24 protein-coding genes and 1 pseudogene are annotated in these 23,675 nt (G+C 66.1%); 7 read left to right on the forward strand and 18 right to left on the reverse strand.

The features are described 5' to 3' along the window. Positions 1 to 30 precede the first annotated feature (30 nt). Both MYCSM_RS33745 and MYCSM_RS33750 read left to right on the forward strand, forming a co-directional pair. Positions 31 to 351: a hypothetical protein gene (locus MYCSM_RS33745; RefSeq protein ID WP_015298028.1), complete on the forward strand. Its 321-nt coding sequence runs from the start codon at positions 31 to 33 to the stop codon at positions 349 to 351. A 238-nt stretch (positions 352 to 589) separates the two neighbouring features. Next, positions 590 to 844, forward strand: coding sequence for a hypothetical protein (locus MYCSM_RS33750; protein WP_041316013.1), 255 nt, complete (start codon positions 590 to 592; stop codon positions 842 to 844). Between the two features lie 263 nt (positions 845 to 1,107). Here MYCSM_RS33750 and MYCSM_RS33755 read toward each other — a convergent pair whose 3' ends face one another. The 7 genes from MYCSM_RS33755 to MYCSM_RS33780 all read right to left on the reverse strand — a co-directional run bounded on the left by MYCSM_RS33755 (position 1,108) and on the right by MYCSM_RS33780 (position 4,911). Next, the gene (locus MYCSM_RS33755) at positions 1,108 to 1,302 is read right to left on the reverse strand and encodes a hypothetical protein (RefSeq protein WP_015298030.1); all 195 of its coding nucleotides are present in this window, start codon (positions 1,300 to 1,302) and stop codon (positions 1,108 to 1,110) included. 25 nt (positions 1,303 to 1,327) lie between these two features. Further along, positions 1,328 to 1,678 (reverse strand): DUF2580 domain-containing protein, encoded by a 351-nt coding sequence (locus MYCSM_RS33760; protein ID WP_015298031.1) that lies wholly within the window; start codon positions 1,676 to 1,678, stop codon positions 1,328 to 1,330. A 34-nt stretch (positions 1,679 to 1,712) separates the two neighbouring features. Further along, positions 1,713 to 2,045, reverse strand: a complete 333-nt coding sequence (locus MYCSM_RS33765) for a hypothetical protein (RefSeq protein ID WP_015298032.1) — start codon at positions 2,043 to 2,045, stop codon at positions 1,713 to 1,715. A 62-nt stretch (positions 2,046 to 2,107) separates the two neighbouring features. After that, a complete protein-coding gene (locus MYCSM_RS33770) occupies positions 2,108 to 3,328 on the reverse strand; it encodes a PPE family protein (protein WP_015298033.1) in 1,221 nt (406 codons plus the stop codon). Beyond that, positions 3,325 to 3,477 (reverse strand): hypothetical protein, encoded by a 153-nt coding sequence (locus tag MYCSM_RS38650; RefSeq protein ID WP_232425888.1) that lies wholly within the window; start codon positions 3,475 to 3,477, stop codon positions 3,325 to 3,327. Before MYCSM_RS38650 ends, MYCSM_RS33770 begins: the two co-directional genes overlap by 4 nt. 96 nt (positions 3,478 to 3,573) lie before the next feature. Next, entirely contained in the window at positions 3,574 to 3,876 is a 303-nt protein-coding gene (locus MYCSM_RS33775) for a hypothetical protein (protein WP_015298034.1), read from the reverse strand. A gap of 117 nt (positions 3,877 to 3,993) precedes the next feature. After that, entirely contained in the window at positions 3,994 to 4,911 is a 918-nt protein-coding gene (locus MYCSM_RS33780) for an ESX secretion-associated protein EspG (protein WP_015298035.1), read from the reverse strand. Between the two features lie 99 nt (positions 4,912 to 5,010). Between MYCSM_RS33780 and MYCSM_RS33785 the strand changes: the two genes are divergently transcribed. The 3 genes from MYCSM_RS33785 to MYCSM_RS38815 are packed head-to-tail and all read left to right on the forward strand — an operon-like array spanning position 5,011 to position 6,177. Then, complete coding sequence (locus MYCSM_RS33785) at positions 5,011 to 5,742, forward strand: hypothetical protein (protein ID WP_041316016.1); 732 nt, start codon at positions 5,011 to 5,013, stop codon at positions 5,740 to 5,742. 26 nt (positions 5,743 to 5,768) lie between these two features. Then, a complete protein-coding gene (locus tag MYCSM_RS33790) occupies positions 5,769 to 6,026 on the forward strand; it encodes a DUF6247 family protein (RefSeq protein WP_051074014.1) in 258 nt (85 codons plus the stop codon). A 16-nt stretch (positions 6,027 to 6,042) separates the two neighbouring features. Continuing rightward, positions 6,043 to 6,177, forward strand: a complete 135-nt coding sequence (locus MYCSM_RS38815; RefSeq protein WP_257720774.1) for a hypothetical protein — start codon at positions 6,043 to 6,045, stop codon at positions 6,175 to 6,177. Between the two features lie 155 nt (positions 6,178 to 6,332). Here MYCSM_RS38815 and MYCSM_RS33795 read toward each other — a convergent pair whose 3' ends face one another. The 10 genes from MYCSM_RS33795 to MYCSM_RS33840 form a co-directional block, all read right to left on the reverse strand. Then, complete coding sequence (locus MYCSM_RS33795; RefSeq protein WP_015298038.1) at positions 6,333 to 7,295, reverse strand: MPT63 family protein; 963 nt, start codon at positions 7,293 to 7,295, stop codon at positions 6,333 to 6,335. A 53-nt stretch (positions 7,296 to 7,348) separates the two neighbouring features. Further along, positions 7,349 to 9,103, reverse strand: a complete 1,755-nt coding sequence (gene eccE / locus MYCSM_RS33800; RefSeq protein WP_015298039.1) for a type VII secretion protein EccE — start codon at positions 9,101 to 9,103, stop codon at positions 7,349 to 7,351. Positions 9,104 to 9,179: 76 nt separating this feature from the next. After that, entirely contained in the window at positions 9,180 to 10,568 is a 1,389-nt protein-coding gene (gene mycP, locus MYCSM_RS33805; protein WP_015298040.1) for a type VII secretion-associated serine protease mycosin, read from the reverse strand. Further along, the gene (eccD, locus tag MYCSM_RS33810; protein WP_015298041.1) at positions 10,568 to 12,052 is read right to left on the reverse strand and encodes a type VII secretion integral membrane protein EccD; all 1,485 of its coding nucleotides are present in this window, start codon (positions 12,050 to 12,052) and stop codon (positions 10,568 to 10,570) included. Before eccD ends, mycP begins: the two co-directional genes overlap by 1 nt. Before the next feature lie 69 nt (positions 12,053 to 12,121). Next, entirely contained in the window at positions 12,122 to 12,436 is a 315-nt protein-coding gene (locus tag MYCSM_RS33815) for a hypothetical protein (protein WP_015298042.1), read from the reverse strand. Between the two features lie 66 nt (positions 12,437 to 12,502). Then, complete coding sequence (locus MYCSM_RS33820; protein ID WP_015298043.1) at positions 12,503 to 14,203, reverse strand: nucleotide-binding protein; 1,701 nt, start codon at positions 14,201 to 14,203, stop codon at positions 12,503 to 12,505. Between the two features lie 70 nt (positions 14,204 to 14,273). After that, positions 14,274 to 16,469, reverse strand: a complete 2,196-nt coding sequence (locus MYCSM_RS33825) for a hypothetical protein (RefSeq protein WP_015298044.1) — start codon at positions 16,467 to 16,469, stop codon at positions 14,274 to 14,276. A 5-nt stretch (positions 16,470 to 16,474) separates the two neighbouring features. Continuing rightward, complete coding sequence (locus MYCSM_RS33830) at positions 16,475 to 19,294, reverse strand: ATP-binding protein (RefSeq protein WP_015298045.1); 2,820 nt, start codon at positions 19,292 to 19,294, stop codon at positions 16,475 to 16,477. Between the two features lie 6 nt (positions 19,295 to 19,300). Further along, complete coding sequence (locus MYCSM_RS33835) at positions 19,301 to 19,609, reverse strand: hypothetical protein (RefSeq protein WP_015298046.1); 309 nt, start codon at positions 19,607 to 19,609, stop codon at positions 19,301 to 19,303. Between the two features lie 45 nt (positions 19,610 to 19,654). Continuing rightward, the gene (locus MYCSM_RS33840; RefSeq protein WP_015298047.1) at positions 19,655 to 19,975 is read right to left on the reverse strand and encodes a hypothetical protein; all 321 of its coding nucleotides are present in this window, start codon (positions 19,973 to 19,975) and stop codon (positions 19,655 to 19,657) included. Between the two features lie 1,001 nt (positions 19,976 to 20,976). On the opposite strand from MYCSM_RS33840, the gene MYCSM_RS33845 reads away from it, so the two are divergent. Further along, entirely contained in the window at positions 20,977 to 21,696 is a 720-nt protein-coding gene (locus MYCSM_RS33845) for a hypothetical protein (RefSeq protein ID WP_041316021.1), read from the forward strand. A 568-nt stretch (positions 21,697 to 22,264) separates the two neighbouring features. On the opposite strand, the gene MYCSM_RS33855 is transcribed toward MYCSM_RS33845, so the two are convergent. Next, the gene (locus tag MYCSM_RS33855; RefSeq protein ID WP_232425890.1) at positions 22,265 to 23,101 is read right to left on the reverse strand and encodes a transposase; all 837 of its coding nucleotides are present in this window, start codon (positions 23,099 to 23,101) and stop codon (positions 22,265 to 22,267) included. Between the two features lie 76 nt (positions 23,102 to 23,177). On the opposite strand from MYCSM_RS33855, the pseudogene tnpA reads away from it, so the two are divergent. Continuing rightward, positions 23,178 to 23,383: pseudogene (gene tnpA / locus MYCSM_RS38655) on the forward strand (IS200/IS605 family transposase); the annotation flags it as partial. Positions 23,384 to 23,675: the final 292 nt, after the last annotated feature.

The following is a 23,675-nucleotide window of genomic DNA, read 5'->3' on the forward strand; positions in this document are numbered from 1 at the left end:
GTAGCAAGACAGATGGTTAGGGGGCGTGGCGTGGTTGATGTGTTGTCATGGCTGACGGGTTTGGCTGGGTTCGTCGCGGCCGTAGCGACGGTCCGGACCGCGATGTCAGTCGAGGACGCAGCAGCTCAGCGGCGGCGAGCGATGATCGTGGCCGCCGGCGTGGTGGTCTTGCTGGCGGCCACCACGGTGGCGATGGCGGCTACCGGACAGCAACCGACGATGTGGGCGCTGGCGGCGATGGTGGTCGGTCTATGCGCTGAGGCTGCGGCCGTCATCGGAGTGGACGTTTTGAACCGCCGCGCGATGCGGTTTGCAGATTCCTCGACGACTCCCCCGAACACGTCGGACTAAATCGAGGTGCCGTAAACGTGTCGCGCGCAACAGATAACGGCGCGCCAGGCTACCTTGGGGCTCTCCTTCCTTGGAGACTCGGTTGGGACCGGAGAGACTGGTCGACACGCACTATAGGGCCTGGCAGGGCCTGCGTGTCGTCCAGTCTCTTTTTTGTGTCAATCACGTGCTCGGGCGCAGCCCCCACTTTGTCGTAGTTGATGCCGGGAGGCCTGCGCCGCGCACTTAGGGTGGGAGCATGTCTTCTGATCAGCCATGCCGGCCAGCGCTGCGGCTTATCAAAAGTTCAGCGTCGGAGTCGGCCGCCGTGTTCACTGTCAAGGACGTAGCGGACGCCTGCGGTCTACCGCAACCCGTTGTCGCGCAGGTGGTTCCGCGGACGTGGACCGCGGAGGGATGGATGTACACCGGGGAGCAGGTTGAGGCCGCGATGTCGATCGCCGAGGAGTTTCGGGCGCAGTCGGACGGCGGCGGGGAGGCTCCGTCGTCATAAGACGGACCACAGTAGTGCTGGTGAGGTCGAGCCTTCTTGGAGTGCGGGTTGGGGGTGCGGCATCTCGACCACATTCCATCTGGCTGATTCGTCACGTGACTGTTGCGTTACCCGCTAGGTCTGCTTGCTTCTCTATCGCTGCTAGCCACCTTATGGCCGCTATTGATGCTATACACGCTTTACGGGTGTGCCGACGCGGCATGCAGGCCCGTGCGGCGGTTGGGCGGGGGCGAATCGATCCCTGACGGGCTGACCGTAGCTGGTTAGCGCGGTGCCGAACCGAGGCCGTTCGGGGCGACGCTGGCCACGATGTCGTCGGCGACGGCCACCAGCTCATTCAGGAGGAGCCAGAGTCGGCTTTCGTCGGAGTCGGATAAGTGCGGCTTGGCGCGCAAGTCGTGCAGTTGGCCGCGTTGTTCGAACCAGTTGACGAGTAGGTTCGTTGGCACGTTCGCCATGACGGTGCAGCCCTTGCCGTTGAGGCTATTTCGCGTTGATGTTGGTGATGCGCTGACCGTGGCCCTGGTCGGTGCCCTCCAGCTGGTCGGCCAGCTTCAGGAGGGCTTCGGCGTCGCCGGCGATGTTTTGGTGGAGCTGCCCGACATTGGCGCCGACCTTCTGGGTGACCTGCGCGAGCGAGGCGAGGAGCGGTGAGAACACCGGGGCCGGTCCGCCGTCGACGGTGTTGGTCGAGGCTTCCTTCAGCGCGGAGGCGTGGATGTCCTTGATGTCGGGGCCCAGGGCCTCGACGTCCTGGGCGACGCTCTTGAGCTGCGCGGCCACCGATCGCAGGTTGTCGATGTCGGCCTTGATGTTGGTGTTGGCGTCGGCCATGTGCGGTTCCCCTTTGTCGCAGTTCAGTCGGTGGTCAAGGTCGCGGCGGCAGAGGCGGAGCAGGGCTCCCCGTGCCCTCTGCGGTGCTGGCGGGAGGGTTGAAGAGCTCGAGGTAGCTGATCCAGCGTGTCGCCGCGGCGATCACGAGCACCAGCCCGAACAGTGATGTCAGCGTGTGGCCGTCGACCCCGACCGCCGGGTAGGCCAGCGGTAGGACGGTCAGGTGCGGGTGGCCTGCCGGAGTCAGGAGGTTGAGCCACACCCAGAGGTTGGACACCGGTGACAGGTACGCGCCCAGGAACCACGCCAGGACGGTGAGCGTGGTGGCGATGAGCCACCAGCGTCTCGCTTTGCGGGTCGGGTCCATGCAACGATTCTAGCTGCGGCACAGGTCAATCTGGGTGATGCGGCTGGTTGGCCCTGCCAGTTTCAGGCGCCGCGTTCGTCGGCCGGTGCCGCATCGGGTGTCGCGAAGATCGTGTCCCCCGACCGGGATTTGGTACCCGATGAACCGCCCGCTCCAGCTCCATGCCCCATCATCGGGGACATACCACCGCCACCGCCGCTGCCACTGGGGCCCATCGATCCGACTGTCTCGATGGTCGGCCTGGCGGACACACCGGAGAACACTTGCTGGCTCTTCACCGGGCCTCCGGAGGCGCCCATGTAGGTCTGTCCGAGCATTCCGCCGCCGAGGCCACCACCGACGAAACCGCCGCCGGCGCCCGCGCCGCCAGCGTCGCCGCCGGCGCCCGATCCAGCCGATGCGGCGATGCCGGTAAACGGGCTCGGCGCGCCGGGGCCCATGCCGAAACTGGCGGCGTCGGTGGTGCTGCCCCCCATGTTGCCGAAGAGCGATTGCAGGGGTTCCATGAGCGATTGGAGAGGCTGGGTCAGCGTACTGGGATTGGCGGCCTGTAGCAGTTGGCCTGGGGCGCTTGCGAATTGGCCGACGCTGCTCATCATGCTTTGCGGGATTTCGCTGGCCGTTGAGCCGGCTTGGGTGGCGCCTTGTCCGGTCTGGCCGGCTGCCTGCATGGCCGCGTCAGTGCCGTTGCCGATGGCTGATTCGGCTGCGGAGCGCGCGGCGGATTCGCCCACCTGGCCCATGGCGCCTGCGGCGTTGGCGAGCGGTGGTGGGGGGGTTACAGGTTTGGGCACGGTGGCGGCCTGCACTGCTCCGTCGTAGGTCATCATCGAGCCGCCGTTGTTGCCCCAGAATTCGCCGTACTGGGTGTTGAGGGCGAGGATGACGCCGCTGTTGACGCCGAGGAAGTTGGTGGCCTCAGCGATCGCCTCGCTGATGCGGTTCATGTTGACCACGGGGGTGGGGATCATGGTGCCAGTGGAGATGGCGAAGGCTTCGGCGACGGCCAGGCAGGAGAGTGCGTTGGCTGCGGCGTTGGCTTCCATGGTGGCTAGCCAGGTCATGAAGGGGACGACTGCTGCCCCCATTGCGGTGGGGGCGAGGCCTTGCCAGTTGATTCCGAGTGCGGCCAGCTCGGCGGTCATGGCGGCCATCGCCTCGCCGACGAGGGCGGCGAAGTCGGTCCACATGGTGGCAGAGGCGAGCCAGGTTGCTGGGCCGGCTCCGGTTTCTTGCCGGCCGGCGTTGATCTCGGGGATGTAGCCGCCCCACGGCTCGGTCATCGCTGCACCTGATCGTGTTGGTCCGCTGATGCGGTTATCGGTGTCGGCTCAGAGCGGGTGGTGCGGTCTGCGGCGGCGGCGGCGTGTGGGTCGAGCAGCGTCCGGACAGAATTTATCTCGGGCGGGCAGTGCTCCCAGGATGCAGTCACCGTGCTTCTCCCTTATCCCCTTGGCGTCGACACCGGGCCAGCATCGCGCTCGTGCCCAGCCCTGCGGGATCGGGGCACGGCGCGGTGAGACGAGCCCTAGATGGCGCGCGCGCTGCCGAGGTCGGTGGCCACGGTGGTGGCGGAGGCGGCCTGGATGGTGGTACTCAGCTCCAGCATCTGCTCGATGCCGGCGTTGAAAGCGGCGGCGAACTGGGCCGCGTTCAACTGCTGCTTGGCCATGGCCAGTGCCGAGGCGCCCTCATTGCCTGCGGGGACGACGCTGGCTGCGACACCGCTGTTGGCTGCGCCCATCGCGGCGAGCTGGGCTTGGATGCCCTGCAGCACTGCGACGGATCCGGCCATCGCTGGCACACTGCCGATTCCGACAATTCCGCTCATTGTGGATTCACCTTTCCCCGAGGCTGAACAGCAAACTTGAGTTCAAGAATAGCGGATCGTAGGAGCGGTGCCACCCGCAAGTTTCGCGTGGTCGGCGTTTCGTTTCTCACGGGTTTTTCACCGCAGCGTGATGTCGTCGGGGTTGGCTCTTGCGAGTCCGCGTCGCAGGGCAGCTACCGCCTCGGTCATGGCCTCCGGGGTGGCCGGTTCGTAGTTGATCCACTGACGGCCGTCCAGACCGCGGGACGGGTAACTGACCACGACTCCGCCAGGCTCGCCGACGAAGAACATGACACCCATGGAGTTCTGATACACGGTCTGTTTGCCCTGGGGGGCGCGGCGGGAGATGGTGATCTGCGAGACAGCGACATTGTCTTGGGCCAGCAGCTCGGCAAGCCCCCTCACGGTGGTACGGGCCATCCCAGCGTCGCGCAGGCCGTCGCGAGTGGTTTCGAGGACGTCCTCGGTGTCGTCGGTGCGGTCGCGCTTGAGCGCTTCGGCGGCGGTGGCCGGGATGGAGATCCGTTCCATCGGGTAGGGCTTCCACTGCTTCTGCGGGTCGAGGATGGCCATGATGATCTGCCCGACCGCCTCGTTGCGGTGCTCGTCGGTGTTGCTCCGTGCGCGGTCGGTCGCCAAAGCAAGTTGCCCCGCCGCCAGTGTCGCAGTGGTGAAGGTGCCTTCGCGGTACCCGATGAGAAAACTGACGCGGGGCACGTCTCTGATCGCGTACTGGACCCCGTACTGCAGGAATTCGTCGGGGAGATCGGAGACGATTTCCCTGCGCTGGTTGTAGAGCAGCACGATGCCCCACACGGCCCACTCGTAGCCGACGAGGCCAGCGAAGTACTCCTGGGCCGGTTCGGTCAGTTCGTTGGTGGACGGGTCCACGATGTTCCAGCGCTTGAGATCCTCGTCGACGCTGGGTCCGAGATCGAAGACCGGCATGGGGCCCAGCTCGATCGGCAACTCGTTGATGAGACCCCGCTGATACAGGGCGATGAGGTGACGTTGGTCGAACACGTCGGCTACCACGTCGACCTCCCCTCGAAACGCACGGTCGCCGCCCCGGAATCACGGCCAACACGACGCGCACAAACCCGCCTAATGTACGGCGAAGTTTACCGTTGAGCGATGGAAACTTCGCTCATCCGCGTGGCACGCGCTGGTGTTTCTGCCGCCAGACGCGGCGTGCCCGCAGCAGTGGTGGCCATGATGAAGTCCCGCCGCGGGGCTGCGCGGCGCCGATGGCTGCTCCTGGCCGCGGCGGCGGTGGTCGGTGCCGGATTCCTGGTAGCTGGGGCGCTCGCTCAGTTCCCCATCACCGTCGCCGATACCGCCACGACGTGGATCTTCGGCGGGCGGGGCGGGGATGGCCAACCGCAGGTTCCGGCGATCTGCGCCACTCCCCCGACCCCGACAGCCGCACAGGTTGCCGACAGCGCATCGGCGCCGGGGACCGACGAAACAGCGCCTGCCCCGGCGCCACCGCCGCCGGCGCTGGATGCCGACGGAAGGCCCACGCCCGAAGCACAAGCCGTGATCGAGCGCATCCCCGCCGGCGCCGACGTCACCGTCGCTCAAGGCTGGATACTGTTCGGGCTCGCTCACCCCAACGACGCCAGCATCGACTTTCCGTCCTTCGCGCAACGATTCGAGCAGACCGCAGGGACGCTAAGTGCTCAGGCCACGGCCTTGGACACCGTGACGACCATGGACCCCGCCGCCGACTACTCCCCCTACCTGCTGTTCTCCCAGGCCGGCGCGTACCAGATGATGCGGCAGGGCTCAGTGTCGGCCACCGCTGAACAGCGCGACGAATTGATCGAAGCTGTCGGTGTTACGTGCGAGAGTCGGGGCAGATGACCGGTGTGCCACCAAGGGGTGAGTCGATGCCGGAATACGTTCGCGTCGAGCGCAGCGGGCCGGCCATTCGCGCCGCGTTAGCCGAAGCCTCGCCTGATGAACTCCCGGAATTCGAGGCCGAGTTCCGGATCGCGCTCGCTGAGGCCGATGACGACTTCGATTTATCCCGCGTGACTGCGGTGCTCGACCGGTGGTGGGGACGCGCACATCTTCGCCTGAACCCTCTACTCCCGAAGAGAAGGCTGTCATCGAGCAGGTCGCTCGCGGTGACTTCCATGGGCTGAGGTCGACGCCGATCTGATGTACGCGCCGATCTGGCTGGAGATCGCGAGCCGGCAGCGCGCTGATCTGTCGCCCGATCTCCGACGGGCCTTCGATGCGAAGCTCGCGCTGATCCTTGACGATCCCGAAGCACGTACGCGACAAGCAGACTGATCAGTGGACCGCGGAGTTCGCCGGGGCGAGGCCTTGTCACTACGCCATGAACGATCAGCACGTGAAGGTGATAGTCCTTCGCATCATTGACTTTTCGTGATTCTCGACACTCTTCACAGCCTGGGCGTTAACCGCGGCTGGCGCTCAATTCGACGCTATCGCTGCTCGCCGGCGGGAGGTGCGGTGATGGTTGTCGATGGCGCTGTAAGCGGGGTTTGCGCCGCGGCGGTCGAACTCCCGACTGCTGGAGTGCCGGAGCTGCCCGTGGGCGCTGCGCCGGGACTCGCCGCGGGTGTAACTGTGGCCGGCGCCGGACCTGTCTCGGGGCCCGGGGGTGGGGTGGCTGCGGCCGATGGGGCCGGTGTACCTGCGCTGCCGGGGATGGGGGTGCCTTGGCTTCCTGGGCCGACGGGTGTGCCGCTGCTGCCCGGGTTGACGGGGGTCCCCTGGCTTCCGGGGACGACGGGTGTGCCAGCGGCGGCGGGGGCTGCGGCGGGTGTACCGACTGGGGTCGGCTCGGCGGGCGTGGCCTCAGCTGTCGGGGCAGCGGGGCCTCCACCAGCCGACGACGATCTCGTGGGCGATCCTGCGTCGTACTGCGTGGGTCGCGGCGACGAGTTGGATGGCTGCTGGACCCATACCGCGAGATCGGGGCCACCGGCGTTGTAGAGCACGCTGTCCGGGGTGTCTCCGGTGATGTCGAAGTACACCTTGCCGGTGGTCTGTTCCCCTTCGGCCAGCGGCGCCGGGTTGACCCCTTGGGGTGTGGCGACGCCGAACAGCACCCGGTAGGTCTGTCCGCTGCGGGCCCGGGCGTTGAGATTGGATACGACTGGCTGGACGGTGCCGCGCACTGCGGTGTCTGTAGCCGTTGCCTCCCAGAGGGTTCCGGCCACGGGGTAGGCGATGGTGTCTGTGCTGGGTTTGAGGTCTCTGACGGTCCAGGCCTGCACGATGTCGCCATTCACCAAGTGGGCTGGGCTGCCGAGGGAGTGGATCACCGGCTCGTCGGCGGACGCGGCGGGCGCGAGTAGGGTGCCGAGCCACATTGTCGTGGCTGCAGCGGTGATGGCGGCTTTTGTGGCTGTGTTCACGGTCGTCCTCATCGTCATGTTCATGCAGGCTTGGGGTTCCAGCGGATGTAGCTCAAAGGCAAACTGTGGCTTCGTTTTTAGCGTTGCGGCGGTCGCGGTGTGGGTGTTGCGTGTCTACCGCCGGTCGGCGGCTCGGGCCGCGGCGGCGGCGGTGGCAGCCGGCGGGTTGGTCGTTCGGAAGCCCTGGGCAACTCTGGACGCTTGGGCGCCTCTGCCCGCAGTGACGGTGTTGCGCCGACTGGGGTGCGTTTGGCGGGCTCGCGACGTTGAGGCCGTGCCACGGTGAAGAAGGACTCCTCGGCTGTGGACACCGACCAGCGGTAGCGGATCTGCCCGGTGGGAGTGTGCAGGATGCATTCCTCTGGGCCGGCGACGATCGCGTAACCCGGCGCAGCGTCGGGTGCTGTGGTCGACCAGACGAGGCGCACCTGGTGGGCGTGGGTGGGATCGGTGTAGGAGTTGTTGTCGCTGACGATGATGTCCGCGTCGCGATGGGTGCCGTAGGTGGCTCCGATGCGTGAGGCGAAGAGTTTCCATTCGTCGCCCGGCAGCGTGATGTCGATGCTGCGGCCACTGGTGGAGAGCCAGACGAGGAGCTGCTGGCACATCACCGCAGGGCCGAATACGTAGAAGGGTTCGGAGCCCACGGTGAAGTTGACGAAGACCTGTGCGCGGTTCGCGGTGTGCCCGATGAAGGTGCCGATGCCGCCGGGAGCTAGCGGGATCGGGAACGAGGTGTCCTCGGCCAGCGTCTTGCCTGCGACGGCGGTGGTGCGGACCGTTTTAGCCAAAGGTAATGCTGCGCTGAAGATGTCGCCCTGTTGGCCGTGTTCGCGTCGAAGGCCGAGAGCGGTGACGGTGGACAGCGCGCTGGGATCGGCGGTGAGGAATCCGACGTACATTTCGGCATGGTCGCGGCCGCTGCGTAGCCGTTCGAGCCGGACGATGTGCACCTGGCGGTGGGTGTTGAGTCGGCACCACTCGCGGTAGTTGCCGGTGGTCCATGCGTTTGCCGCGGGCGTAAACGCGATGGCGCGCATGGAGTTTGGCCCGCAGGAGGACCAGTGTTCCTGAGCCAGTGCGGTGGTGAACTGCGGGGCGAGGTCGGCGTGGAGTTCCTGGAGGGCGATCTTGGCGAGGATTTGGGTGTTCCAGCCGGCGTGGGCAACGCGGCGGCGGATGCGTTCGGCGGCGATTTTGACGGTGCGGCTGATCCCGGCGGGGATGTCGTCGGAGCCGCGGCGGGCGTAGACGCTGTCGAGCGAATCTGACAAGTTGACGCCGACTTCGATGAAGGTTCTTCCGTAGAGCAGGGCGTCGACTGGTCCGATGGCGGCTTGTAGGGCGGTCGCTGCTTGGCTCGGACGCTCATAGTTGTATCCGACGGTGACCGCGGTGACGGCGTCGCAGTGAATGTCGAACTGTACAAGTTCTTCTCGGATGTCGTCCATGGGGAGAGCGCGGATGACGGTTTCGCGGTCGGTTCCGATCACGGTGGTGGCGTATGCCTGCGGGAGGACCTCGATGTAGGCGGCGGCGCGGTCGCCGTCCCAGGTGAATCCGACGCCGTCTGCTTCGTAGATGGCGATGGTGTTGCGTGGGCTGCGGCGCAGGGTCAGACGTCGGTGGATCCAGCCGATCAGGGTGCGGGATCGGTAGGTGAGCACTCCGATCAGAAGGGTGACGAGCGCGACTACGGCCCAGACTTCCCATAGGACAGGAGGTTTGAGGTCGAGCAGGGCTGTCGTCAGTACGGCGGCGATGCCGACGATGACGAGGAACATGATGTTGGGCGGGCCGAGTTCGACGCCGATTCGGCGGTCGTTTTTCATCGCGAGGTCCTCGTGGTCGGTGCGTACCGGCGACCGGGCGCCGTGGCCGCTGGCGGAGTGTGATGGTCGTTGGTGGTCACGCGGGTTTCTTTCGGAAGGCGAAGATGGCCAGGGCAACGGTGATGAGGACGGCTGCGCCGGCGGCTAGTGCGATGAAGGCGACGTTGCGCGCGGTGTGATCGGGGGTGGGTGGCGGTGTTGGGGTGGGGGCGTGGACGCTGGGCACGCCGGCGGCGATCGGGTCGCCGGGGGCGATTTGTGCGGTCAGCGCGGCGACTGGGTCGATGACGCCTGCTCCGAGCGTGTTGTTGAGGCCGTCGGCGGGGGTGTGTGCCGACGCGAGGATGCGGTTGATGACCTGGTGTGCGGTGAGTTCTGGGTGCTTTTCGCGGATCAGGGCTGCCAGGCCGGAGACGTAGGCGGTGGCGAAGGAGGTTCCGTTGACCGGGGTGGGCACGCTTTTGACGATCGCGGCGTTGGTGAGCGCTCCGGGAGTGGGCTCGGTCGGGTCGAGGGAGACGATGTTCATTGCCGGTGCTGCGACTCCGACCCAGGGGCCTGGCATGGTGTTGACGTAGGGGTCACCGGTCAACGTTGTTCCGGCTACGGACAAGACGAGGTCGGAGAAGTACGAGGGTAGTGAGACGCTGCGTACGCCTTCCCAGTTGCGGGGGTCCGCGGGGTTGGCGGGGTCGTAGCCGGGGTTGGGTTGGCAGGTCTGGCCGCCGATGTTGCCGGCGGCGGAGACGACCACGACGTTCTTGACTACGGCGGCGTAGTAGAGGGCGCCGGCGAGCTCGCGGAGGTCGACGGGGCTGCCCGCGTCGACGCAGGCAGTGACGGACAGGTTGATGACGGTGGCGCCGAGGTTGGCTGCGTGGACGATGGAGCGGGCCAGTGCGGAGAGGTTCGCTGCGGAGCGGTCGGCTTCTGACCAGCCTTGGGGTGGGTTGTCTTCGCTGTAGGCGGCGCTGGTTTGGCGGATGGACAAGATTTCGGCGCCGGGGGCGACGCCGACGAATCCGTCGTTGGGTGAGGGCGCCGAAGCGATGATTCCGGCGACCAGGGTGCCGTGGTGGTCGCAGTCGGAGAGGCCGTCGCCTCGAGCGATATAGTCGCCGCCTCCCCTTAGTCGCGGGAGGCGAGATACTGGTTGGACGCCGGAGTCGATGACGGCCACGACCTGGCCGTCGCCGCGGGCGAAGTTGTGTAGCCCTTCGACGTCGAATACCGCGCTGGCGGGGATGGTTCGGAATTGCGACTCGGCCAAGACAGCGGACGTCGCGCATACGGATGTCTGTTTCATGGGTACGGCGGGCCCGGGATCGCCGTCGGGTGGGGCGATGTCGACGGCGGGATCGATTTGGGGTGCGGGGATCGCGGCCGCTTGGGGTGCCAGCCCGATCCCGACGGGGATCAGGAGGGTCGCGGTGATCGCCGCCGCCCGCTGCAGTGCGCGCAGCATCAGCGCGCTCGGGCCTTCTGGAAGAGGTCCATGGCGAGAACCACGTAGACCAGCGGTGCGGCGTAGAGCAGCCATTCGACGCGTTCCAGGAGTCGGTTGACGACAGGGCTGACTATGCGGCGTTGCTGGATTGAGTAGACGGTGGCTATGAGCGTGCCGAGGACCAGGATGCCGATCACGATGGCGGCGCGCAGCTGATTGTCTGCGTAGGCCGGGGATGCCAGCAGGCCTGCGCCGAAGGCCGCGAGCAGGAGGGCTGTGGCTATCAAGGTGATGCCTTGCAGTCGGGCGTCGTCGTAGCTCTTGCCGCGGTAGAGGAGCGCCAGCGCGGTGGTGAGCACGGCCGCGAAGATGATCCATTGGTGGTTGTCCATGGCTCGTCCTGCGAAAAAGCCAGTGGCGCAGAGTGTTACGAGGGCGCCGGTCAGGATGCCGACGATGCAGTCGTAGGCGGTGAGTGTCTGCTGTTCCTGGTTGAGGATGGATTCGTTGGCGCGGCCATCGCGGGGCAGGTCGCCGGCGTCGAGATCGCCGGCTCGGTCGTTGCCTTTGACGTAGCTCTCACCGGTGGCCGGGACGTAGGGCAAGGAGATGCGTGCCAGTGCCAGGGAGATTCGGCCGCTGACCAAGATGGTGAGGAAGCACAGGGCGATCAGCTGGACGCCGAGGACGGCGGTGGGGCTGCGGTAGGCCATGTTCAGTGCGGCGATGATGGTGACGGCGGCTGCAGCAGAGGCTATTCCGTAGTGCAGGCGGGCGTTGGCTCGGGTGATGACGGCCAGGGATACCGACAGGGTGAATAGGACGGCGCCGGCGGCGACGAGTTGGTAGATGCCTAGTGGCCGTGGGGTGATCAGAAGCGCGGCGGTGCCGGCGAGGAGGTAGGTGATGGTGAGGAATGGCGCCACGATGGGCGTGTAACTGTCTTTGTCTGTTCGTACGACCACGATTGAAATGGCTGCTGCCAGTACGGCTCCGATGACCATGAGCGTGCAGACGACCAGTCGGGCGGTGAAGTTGGGTGTGGCGGTGGAGGTCCAGAAGATCGCGAGCGCGCATACGAACGCGACGACGGCGGGTGTGACGACGAGGGTGACGCGTTGGGAGACGCGGCCGTCCCAGGAGGGGAAGTGTTCGCGTAGCCAGTAGGTGATTGCTTCGGCGACGTCGTCGATGAGGGGCGGGTACTTCTCCCCTGGGTCGAGTTTGACGAGCAGTAGGCGGGATCCGTCGCGGACCTTCTCGGCGTCGAGTGTTTTCTCGGGATCTAGCGGTTGGGTGTGGAAGGGGCGGCGAAGTGTCCAGTGGGCATCGGGGTCGGCGAGCCAGCTGGCGTCTTTGCCGACGCGTTCAAGTTCGTTGCGCAGGAACGGGATCAGTTCTGCCAGGCTGTCCCCGATGAGCATGTAGTTCGACATGGGCACGTCGATGACGTGCCCGGGGACGGTGATCTGGACCCGCGCTTCGGCTTGTGTAGTGGCCATGGAGTGGTGCTCGCTTCCCCCGGGAAAGTGATTGGTGTGGTTTGGTCGACGCGGCGTGGCGAAGAGGGCCTAGCTGTTGTCGCCGTTGTCGTGCGGTGTGGCGTCGTTGGCGCTGTGGCGCTTGCTGCGGCCGGTGGTCGTTCGCCGCTTGGGGGCTTCGTGGCCCTGGGCGGCGAGGCCTTGCGGGGTGGCCCAGCCGGTGGCGAGCACTTCGTTGATCTTGTTGGCGTAGACCTCGCCGGCGTGGGTTTCTGCTTCCTGCGCCTCGGACACCCGGCGCTGGGCGTCCTCGAAGTTGTTGCGCAGCTGGTCGAGTTCGTTGAGGCCGGCGTTGACGGTGTCGGCGATGCGCTGGCGGTCGGTGATCACGTTGGTTTCGGTCATGGTGGAACTCCCCTCGTAGGCGGTGTGCGATGTGGTGACGTCGGGCTATCGGTGGGTCGGTGGTTTTCAGGTGGGCGGCAAGCTGTCGACGAGCATGGCGGCGACCTTGACGAACTGGCGGCGGGTCGTCTTGTTGAGCAGATCGAGGTTGATCGGTCCGGCCTCGGCGAGGTGCTCGTCCCACGGGATCTCGAGCACCTCGTGTTGCTCGCTGTTGCGGAAGTGCGACACGGTGGCGTCGAGGTCCAGGTGCGGCTTGGCCGGGCTCTGATGATTGATCAACACCACTGTGCGCGTGAGCAATTCGTTGAGTTTGCGGGCTCGCAGCCAGTCCATGATGTCCTGGCTGGCTTCGGCGCTGTCGAGCGATGTTGCGGTGACCACGACGAGGGCGTCGAGGCTGCGCATGACGGTCTCATAGGCCGGTGAGGCTGCCGAGTGGTCCATGTCGACGATGGTGAATAAGTGCCCGGCCTGCAGGACCTCCAGTGCCCGCAGGTATTCCTCGGGGGTCAAGGCGGTGGCCAACGGTTCGCGGCTGGAGCCCAGCACCGACAGGCGGTGGTGATTGGACTGCATGTGGGCCTTGACGTCGTTGGTTGAGTACAGCTGCTCGTCGGCGACGAAGCGCTTGATGTCGCTGATCTGGTCGCCGCGCACGCGACGGGCCAGGGATCCACTGTGATCGGTGTCCAGGGCGACGACCTCGCCCTTCTGCCGGTGGGCGGCGATGGTGGAGGCGATGCTCATCGCGCAGACCGTCTTGCCGACACCGCCCTTGAGTGCGGCGAAACCGATGGCTTTCGGGTAGCGCAGGACCTTGTTGATCTTGGAGATGTCGAGGTCGTACTCGGCTTCGGCCGCGCTCTTGCCGACCGGGATGTGCATGCGGTGCAGCTTGGCGCGCCATCCCTGCTGAGGGCCTTCTTTGCGTTGGCTTTGCAGGGTGAAGGATCGGTCGACGCCGCGGTCACCTGCCGGGGTGAACGGCGCGGGCTGGCGTGGGGTGGCGGTGAACCCTCCGCGAGGCGGCTGGCCGTAGCCGGCGTCGGGGCCGGGTCCGGGAGGCTGCGACGGGTAGCCGCCGTAGCCCTCTTGCGGGGGCGCGGCCGGCGTCTGCGGCGGACGGGGCCAGTCACTGCCCGGTCCGGGGTAGACGTCGCGGCGCTGCACGACCTCGGTGCGCTCGACGTCAGGGTGGGATTGGGCGCCGAAGCCTGCCGGTCGCTGCGGCCAGCTCGGAGGAGGCGGCGGGGTGAACTGCTGTGTGGGCCGTTGCGGTGAGACCGGTGAGAGTGCCGGGTTGGGAGGCTGCGGTGGTCCGTAGTGCGTCGGCCGCGGCGGCAATCCCGGCGCCGGTGGCGGGGCGGGCTGCGGGGGGTTGCCAGCGGCGGGCGTGTCGGGAGTTGCGTGGCGTGGCGCGTCGGGGGTCGGGTGGTAGAGCGGCGGCACCGCGGTGCGGTTGGCCGGCGGCGCGGGGTCGGCGTTCGGTTCGGGTTCGAGCGCGGCCGCCGGAGTCTGGGTGTCGGGGTATTCCGGTGCAGCGGGGTTGTGCGCTGGCGGTGGCGGTTCGTTGTCGGGGGCCGCCTGTGATTCCAGTGCCTGTCCCAGCGAGGGCGCTGCCTGTCCGGTGTCGGGCTGGTCGGGGGCGGCGGGCGGTGCGGGCGGTTGGCTGCCTGGTTCGGCGGACCGGTTCTCGTTGGCGAAACGATCCTGGGCGGCGCGCAGCGCGGCGCTGTCGAGTTCGCTGCTGTTGTATTTGGTCATTGTCCCTGTCCCCCGGCTGGCGCGGCGTCGATTCTTACGGCGAAGTTTACAGTTGTTTGGCGGGTGGCTGTCATATCCAGTCCCCGAAACCACGATCATTTTTCCGCTCGATGCGGATCAGCCCTGATGTGTCCTCTGCAAACACTAGGCGGTCTATGTCCTCCTCGTCCGCAGGAACTTGCGGGATGGCCTCGACACCCCGGGCGAGCAGCACGTTGCGGGCATGATTGAACTTCTGGGTCCACTGGGCCGCCGACACCACCGACCGCAGCCCTGGCAAGTCGGTTCTGTGGGGCGGTTCAGCGGGTGAGGTCGGCGTGGGACGGTAACTCCGGAATAGTGCGGTGGTGCGCGCAATGGCGTCGTCAGGTGACAATTGCGGCGTCGTCTGGCCGTGAAGTTGTGCGGCTTCAGCGCGTACGGAGTCCAGACGGCGGGCTCGCTGCGTGTTTGCTGCCGCTGGTGGGACGGTTGCCACGTCCTGCTCGGTCGCGCCTGCCGTGACCGACTGTGCGTCCTGTTCCGCGGTGGCGGCGATCGCTGGGATCACGTGGTCGCGTGGCGGCACGAGCTGCGGTATTCCACTGCGGAACCAGACCGGCGGCACGTCGGTCGCGGGCAGTGGGGCGCTGCCGATCGGGGCCGGCATGGCGGGCAGGAGGGCCCCTGCGGGTCCAAGCACTGCTACCGGTGCGGCCGTCTCAGCAGTGCTAGCGCCCTGATCATCGGCCGTAGCGATGTTGCCGAGGCCGGAGACGACGACGGTGTCGGTGGGCTTGTCGGCGAGTTTGATGCGCTCTGTGGCGGCGATGAATTCCGGTGTGTCCGGCAGGATCGACGTCGGCATGCTCGCGCTCCCTTCCTGGCTTGCACCCCATGCGGTGGCTGTGTCTTTGAGTTTGCTCCACTGATTGGTGGTGCGCTCACGTAGCTGCTGGTAGTTGCGTTTGGCCCAGGCTGTGGGTTGGTCGAGGGCGCCGCCGAGCGCGGTGGACGTGACCGTGGCTGGGGGGTTCGGCGGATACAGGTTGAGCCAGGTTTTGGATGCGGTGACCTTCGACTTGAAGAGGCTGAACAGCGAGGTCTTCTTCTCCATGAGGAACAGGATGAACTTCCCGGAGAGGTAGTAGCCGCCGGCGGCCAGGAGAACCTGAATGAGGGTGGGAAGGAACGACAGAACCGAGGTGATGAGCTGCAGGAAGAGCGTGGGTCCGGTAGCGGAGACGAACAGGACGGCGATCGCGAGCAGGAAGTGCACGGCGCCACGGCTGGCTGCGGTGGCCAGCGGGTCGTAGGGGCGGCGGTTCCCGAGGGTGAGGGCGGCGACCCAGGTCGCGCCGATGAAGTAGCCGACGGCCAGGGAGAGGTGTTTGAAAAATTCGAGGGCGACGATGATGCTGAAGCTGAGGAAGCCCCAGGCGATGACCACGGCCGCTGCGGCGATGAGCACCGTCCACAGGTCGGGGTCGGCGCCCGTCGCTTGGTTGGGGGTCAAGCAGGCGGGGTTGGCACCGCCGACGTTGATGCTGAGCGACCACAGGCGGGCGCACGCCGGGTCAAGGAATTCGCGGTAGTTCACCAGGAAGGTGACCGACCGGATCATGTCGTTGTGGGCGGTGGTGACGTAGTTCGTGGTCGCGTCGGCGTCGCCACCGGTGAAGGACAGCGTCGAAGACAGGGCCAAGACCGCGTTGATGATCTCCTGAATGATCTTGAACGGATTGGCGGCCAGCACGACGACGACGGCCATCATGACCAGCCCGGATCCGAGGCGTTGCCATTGTGCTTTGGCGATTTGCGTGTTCGAGGGCAGCCATTGATCGAACAGCGGCGGTGCCGCGGTAGCCGGGCGGCCCGGGGGGCCAGCTGGCTTGGGGCCGGAGCGTACGACGAAGACGCTGAGCAGCAGGATGGCGAAGGTGCCGACCATGATCGCTGTGGGTGGGAGCACGGCGTAGACCCGGGAGGTGATCCCGTTGTAGAAGTTGGTCAGCGGGTCGAGCCACAGGTTCGGGTCGAGGATGAGTTTCATCAGGGCGGCCGCGTACGAGGCCCCGAGAAGATAGATGCTGTAGAAGGTCTCGGCTGCGCCGCTGTAGACCGTCCGGTGCAGGATGTCGAAGAATTTCGGTTCCAGCAACAGGCGGTAGTGGGCGATCTGGCCACCGTCGCTGTCGGACAGGTTGAGCCAGTCGAGGAACGGATTGGCCGGCTGGGTGGCGGGGATGTCTGGGCCGGGCAGCGGCGGCGGCGCGGCGGGCAGCATCGTGGTCACGACGCGACCCCGTCTGCCGCAGACCCTGTCGGCATCGGCGCGGCCGACGACGTCGCGATGAGGTCGCGGGCCCGGATGCGCTTGGACGAGGTGGTGTCGCTGTAGCGGCGTCGCTGCGGCAGGAGATGTCCGATGGTGCGGACACGGGCGATGTTGCCGCTGTCGTTGTACCAGCCTTCGCCGGCGCGGTTGGCGAGGGGTTGCTTGGTCTCGGGGTCAGTGGGCGAGGTGTCCTCAACGCTGCGGGTGACCAGGCGCTGCGTGGGTGGGACGTCGGCCCAGCGCAGGCTCGCGGCGGCGTTGTCCCTGGTTTTCTGGCGCATGACGAGTTTGCGTTCGATGAGTGCGGTGTGTTCGTCGGCGTCGGCTGCGAGCTGGAAGGCGATGAGGACGAAGTTGCCGGCTTTACGGCCCATCCGGTCGGGTTGTTCGACGAGGCGTTGCATCACCTTGGAGCCCTTGAGCAGTTTCAGTTCGTCGGCGACGAACGCGCACGCGCCTGGGATCGCGGCGAACCGTTCCGCGGTGAGGTGAGCGATCGCGGTGTAGGCCATCGCGGCGAATTTCTGCGAATCCTCTGCCTCAGAGGCAGACTCGCCCGGCTTGGGGCGATGCACCGACAGTTTGTGGGTCCGGAAGACCACGGTTTGCGCTCGCGGCGTGAAGCCGGGGTAGGTGATGCGTTCGCCGTTGATGACCGGGTCGATGAACGCGTGGGTGTAGGGAAGCCGCGCCCATGAGGACAGCGCGAGGTTGAGGTTGCGTGAGACTTGTCCCACGATGGTCGGCAGGTGCTCGATCAGGTCGCGGGTGGAGGCGATGCGCATCGCTTGCCGGTAGTCGGGGGCCAGCACGTTGGCCAGCAGGGCCACCTCCTCGCTGCGGCGGTCGAAGCCGAGCAGCGGCAGCCACAGGTCGAGGAAGATCCGGGCAGCCTCCGCAGGCGGGAAGCACTTGAGAATGTCGAGCGACAGGCCGCCGCCGAGCTCGGCGGTCGGGTCGGTGACGTCGATGATCTCGGGTCGGGTCAGCGATTGCGCGAACACGACGTATTCACCGGCGGGGTCCTGGTCGATGATGTGGCACGGTCGACGCAAGTCGTGCATCCATCCGATCAGGCTTTTGACGAATTCGGACTTGCCGGCGCCTTGAGCGCCGTTGGCGGCGGTGGAGGCGTTGCCCTTGTCGGTGGCGTTGAGGATGTCCCAGTGAACGATCTGCCCGAGGGCGTTCTCTTCGTTGATCATCACGGGGATGCCGACCGGGTCACCGACGACGGTGCGCCGGATGGGCATGAATCCGCTGAACAAACCGACCGTGGTTGCTTGCTTGAGGTCTTCGACCACTGCCGGGCAGGGTGCGCCGGGGATCATGGCCTGCCACAAGTCGAACTGGCCGCCCACGGGGGTCAACGGGGTGAAGCCGTGGTCGGTGAAGTGCTGGGTGATCGCCCCGACCCGCTCGTCGAGCGTTTCGAGGTGTTGGTGGGCGAAGGAAAAGATCGCTGCGACGCGCATGCCGCGGGGACCGGATTCGTCTTTGACGTGGCGGCGGAAATCGCGCTGCTCGCCGCGCTGATCGGCGTAATCCTCGGCGTCAAATTCGTCTTGGGTGTTGGCGGCGTCTTCGGCGTCGAGTTCTCGGCGTGCGCGGCGCATCCCGGTCTTGCTGATCAGTGCTTGGGAGAAGTCGAAGCGCAACGCGAAGTCGGCGTCGACGTCGATCTCCTGGTCGACGAGATAGGTGAAGGTGTTGATGTCGAAGCTGTCGACCGACGGGTACCTCGAGATGGCGATCTGGGTTTGATAGCTGGTGTAGCCGTCGGGGAACTCCGGGGATCGCGTCTCGACGTTGTGCACGGCCAGAGCCTGAGACCATCGCGTGGACTTGAAGTTCTGGCGCAAGGTGTTGCGGGCGTTCTGGGAGGAGCTTTTGACGATGACGCTGCCCACCACGACTGCGGCGATCGCCAGCGCCGTGAGCGCGATGCCGACCCAGCGATAGGTGGTCAACGTGGCCGCGGCGGCCGCCGCGGCCAGGCATGCGACGCTCAGGGCCGCGGTGGGCAGACCGCGGCCCCCGCGCTCGGTGACTGCCGGGTTGTCGTCTTTGACCTTTTGGATGAAGTCCTCGTAGAGCGAGTCGGTGTCGGCGGCCTTGTTGATGTGGACCTCGGGGAAGCTGCGCGGGTTGCGCACGGCAGCGCGGGTGACGGTGGCATCAGGGAAGTCTGGGACGGTGATGCCGCGCAGCCGGATCCGGTCGAACATCCACGCGGTGTGTTCCTCGGTGGCGCGGATCGGGAGGAACTCACGCGGCAGTGCGCGGAAGTACTGGTTCTCCAGCTCGGTGATAGTGCGTCGTGAGACGTTGCGGTGCGGGTCGATCACGGCTACCGATGACAGCAATGACTCGACGATCGAGCGGCTGACGGGGAACCCGATCGCCAGCAGGTAGATGCGTTGGTACTCGGCGAGTTCACCAGTTTTGGCGACCTTGGTGTAGAGCGCGTTGAACTGGTCGTCGAGCTCGGGATAGTTCTCCTTGGTGAAGTTCGGGATGCCGGCCGCGCACCGGGCCATGATCGTGGCGGCGGGGGTCTTGGCTTTGGCGCCCATCAGGAGGAAGTCCGTGGCGCGCAGCTTCGACAATTGGGTGAACAGCCGGTCGTGTGCGGCTTGGCAAGCGTCGATCTTGTCGACGTCGTAGGGGTTGGTGTTGATACCCCGCAGGAGGTACACGGCCCAGACGGTGCCGTCGGCGGTGTAGAGGATGTTGCCGTCTTGCTTCTTGAGGGCCGGGAAGTAGTCACCCATGGAGCGTCAGCGCCTTCCGGTGTTGGTGATGTAGGGGTTGCGGGCCGCACGCCACAGCAGGGCCAGTTGGGTGGTCTCCCCCAAGGCGCCGTCGGGATCCATCCGGTTGAGGTTCCAGTTGGCGGCGACCGTCGCTGCGGCCGCGACAGCGGTCGCCGCCAGGCCGACCCAGGCGTTGGCGAGCAACGCAACCGCGACGCCGCCGGCCATGCTGACAACCATCAGACTCATCGTGGGTAGCCGGTAGCGCTGCCCGAGGATCGTCCACTCCACGGCGACTCGGTCGACGCCGTTGAAGATTCTCGATACGCGCATTGCAGCTGCCTTCTCCCGTGGGGTGGTGTCCGTTAACGGCTTGAACTAGCTCGCCGCGCCGCCGAAGACGTTCTGGGCGAGTTCGGCGATCACCCAGATGACACCGAGGAATCCCTCCAACAACGCGAAGGCCTTCGCCTCGTCGATCAGCTTCTTGGTCTTACCGGGGTCCTTTTCCATGTAGACCCGTAGCGCGTGAACCCCGAAGGCTCCGCCGCCGATGACGGCGACGGCCAGGATCACCCGACGCACGATGCTCATGATGGCCCCGTTGGAGGTGCCGTCACTGGAGATGTCGGCCAGGATGTGCACGGTCTGTCCGTGGGCGGCCAGTGCGGTCACCGCCGGTTCGATGAGGTCCAGCATCAGGACTCCTCTGCAGTCGTTGGCCATGTCCCGCCGATCAGGTGGCGCGGTTCGTGGTCCGGTGGTTCGGGGTGAACGGACCGCGGTGGCGGGCCGTTCATGCGGGGAACCTAACAACGCCCCTTGAGGCCGGCGCGACACGACACTTCTACGGGGCACAAAGTTTCTTCGGCGCCATATCCCCTGCGGCGTCTCGTTTTTCGAGTCTCGGTGACACCGTGACGGCCGTCGAATGCGTCGCCGGCGCGCTGACCGAGATGACGTCACTCGACGCTGCACCCCGTGTGTGGTGGTCGATATCGCCGTCGCTGTGCCCGGGCACAGTGTTCGGCTCCGACGGCGGGGTGTCCGCCTCACAGCCAGCGCGGGAGATTCACGCGGTGCTACTCGTGAGAGGACTTGGCTGCCGGAAGAGCAGCGATGAACCAGTTTCAGGAATCCGGGTGCGAGCAAAGCCCGATCGCCGTCGCCCCAGCCGGAGTCGCCGCCAGGCGTGGGTGCTGCGTAGAGCGGTCCGCGCGCCGGCCTTCGGGGCGGGTGATGATCGACGCACATGGTCTGATCGCGATGAAAAGCGCTGCCCGGTCGGGTTTCAGCCGAACACGGCGGTTTAGAGGGCTGTCGTGCGGCTGCACTCCCAGTGGCCCCAGATGGTCCCCATGCGGTCGGTCGCACCCCGATCTCCTCGCCGTCAGGACCTGGCGACACCTCCCTATGGGGTGCAATGCAGACAATGCTTGCGCGTAAAGCGTCGATAGCGTGGAACACACACGTTTTCCCAGGTGCCGTGTCTGCCTCAGTGTGTATTTCGGTGAGTGCAGGGGGTGCAGTGCATGCGTGTATAGCACCGCTTCGGTCCGAGTCCGCCTCCCCGTCCGGCCCCTGGACCCTTCTACTTCGCCTCGGCTGTTCCCCGAGCCTTTCCCCAAATGCTCCCTAAACATGCCCCGACACGCCCCTGCCTCCACCCTGCCGCTGGTGAGGCCATTACCGTGCGCGTCATGAAGGCCTACATCTACGCCAGTCCTGCCGGAGCGGCGGCGCATGTGCTGTCTCAATGCTTCAGCGACTTCGCCGAGCTGTACCGGCACGGCTTCCTGCGGGACGACTCGATCGTGTGGGCCAATGCCGAAGCGCCGGACGCAAGTTTCTGGGCGCTCACGGATCGGAGCCAGTACGTCTACGTCCATCGCGCCACTGAGCCCGGCTATGTTCGGCTAACTTCGGGGCGGCTGCGCTGGGGGCGCAGTTTCGATGGCACGCTCGAGAAATTCGAGGTGGATATCGACACTCGCAACATCGCAGGCGAGCCCGACAAGCACCTGACGTTGATCGTCAAACACCGCGCGCCGGGGCGGCTGGTGAAGGTCATCGACGGTTCACGTTTGGTCAATCTCGTCGACGGTTCCTACACCCGACCCGAGGCCACCGTCATCGATTTGGCCGCCTACAGGCCGCCGGCAGAGCTGACCGGCACCGGTGAATTCGAGGTCAACCACGCCCGTTATCACGGCGTAAATCACATGATGTCGAGCCTGAACGCCGACAACGCCGAGCTGATTCGCAGCCATCTCGGCCTCTTCGCGTTCGACATATCCGCCGAACAGATCGCCGCGATCAACGAGCATCTGCACGTGGTGGAGACGTTCGCAGACGGGTTCGCCGAGGCGTTGTACGACCGCCTCGCGCGGGCGCACTCAGGCCCTGCTGCGCCTGACTGATCTCATGACTGCCGCGCAGTTTCGGTCACGCGCGAGGCGAACGACTGAGGGTGATTCGTTCACCGGGAGCCAGCCCCGAGCGTCGAGTTCGACGTTCCAACGCGGCATCTGATTCATCGTCGCCAGATCCGCGTTGCGGGTGTGCTCGGATTGACCCGAGGGAACGCCAAACGCGCCGCACTCGAGGCTCTCAACGACCACCTGGCCGCCATGACCGAGCATGGCTTGGTGCTTGGTGCACCCATGAAGGGCATGTACCGGGATGGTCGCCCGCGCCGAGGAAGTTAGGTTCGATGTGGTCTTACCCGAGCCTGACGCCGCCGTGTTTGGCAGGGGTGCGGTGACCGGCGGCCATGGTTGGGCACCGGGTCGACGCCTGGTGCGCTCCACCGGGCGCTACAAAGACGAGCAGGTCTGCAAACTACTCCAGCGCTATGACCGGGCCTTTGTGGAAGTGATCTGAGGTGGGTATTCCGCGCCGGACTGTGCGCATACCCGACGTGCCCCGAGTGGGATGCGGGACACTTGACGTGCTCCCCCACCATGAAGGACGGGGATTCCCGCGCGGCTACGCCGCGGTTGGGGTGCTTCCTGCTTCATCGCCTCTCGCCTCCCGATGAGCGGGAGGACTTACCGGGGCTCCACAGGCGTTTAGTCTCTCCGCCCGACCGGCGGCGAGGATGATTCTGGCGGCGTTGTGGTCTCGATCGTGAACCACCTCGCACAAGGGGCACATCCACTGCCGGATCTGTAGCGGGAGTTCGTCGAGGCGGTGCCCACACCCAGGTGTGGAGCACGTTTTGCTCGATGCCAGCCACCGCGACACCGTGTGTACGGTGCGCCCGTAGCGCTCGGCTTTCTCGCCGATGATCCGCACGAACTGGCCCCATCCCGCGTCCGAAATCGCGCGGGCCAGGCGGCGGTTCTTGACCATCCCAGCGATGTTGAGGTCTTCGACGTGGATCACTTGGTTGTCGCGAACCAACGCCAAAGCCTGCTTGTGGTGATAGTCCCGCCGAGCACGGGTGACCTCGTTGTGCGCGACGGTCACTTTGCGCCGCGATTTGTCTCTGTTGGTTGATCCTTTCTGCCGGCGAGACTTCTCCCGCTCCAGGCGTGCCAGTTTGCGCATCTTGCGCCCCAAGTGCTTCGGATTGGCGATATCGGACCGCCCGCCATCGGTGGCGGCGGTCGAAGCCAGCCGGGCGATGCCCAGATCAACCCCGACCTCTCGTTCCACCGCCGGCAACGGTGAGGCCGGCACGTCGACGACGAAACTGGCGTAGAACCGGCCGTCAGGTTCGCGGATGATCGTGACACTCGACGGCACCGACGGCAGATCGCGAGACCAACGCACCCGCACTTCGCCGACCTTGGCCACGAACAACCGGCCGTTGGGCTTCACGCTGAAACCGTTGCGGGTGAGCCGGAACGACTGCCGGTGATCCTTGTCCCGACCCTAAAGGCCGCCTACGACAACCCTGACCTACCGCCGCGCCTGGCACAGCGTGTCGCTGCTGCACGCCCACCCGGTGTTCGTGACGAAGTACCGCCGGCAGGTGTTCACCGACGCCATGCTCACCTACTGCCAGAGCACAATGCGTAGGTCTGCGCCACCCTCGATGCCGAACTCGTCGAGTTCAACGGCGAGACCGACCACGTCCACTTGCTCGTCGCTTACCCGCCCAACCCTCGCACTTGGAGGAGCGCACCGTGTCCCCGTACCGGCATGTTCGCGGCGGTCGGGATGAAGCGGATCGGTCGGCCGGAGCCGACGCCCTTCATCATCCGCCGTGACGGCACGCTGGTCGATCGTGAGTCGGCGGCACCCATCGGCCGCGTCTATCTCGATCGCATATTGGGCTGGGTGGCCAGCAGTGATCACGGAGAGTTTCCTGGGACACGGGCGTGCGCGAGGTGGAGCTGCGCACCGCGCTTGGCAGGACTGGCGCCAACGGTCGCACAGGGTAGGTAGGCCG

Origin of the sequence: Mycobacterium sp. JS623 (assembly GCF_000328565.1) — a bacterium.
Lineage (GTDB): Bacteria > Actinomycetota > Actinomycetes > Mycobacteriales > Mycobacteriaceae > Mycobacterium.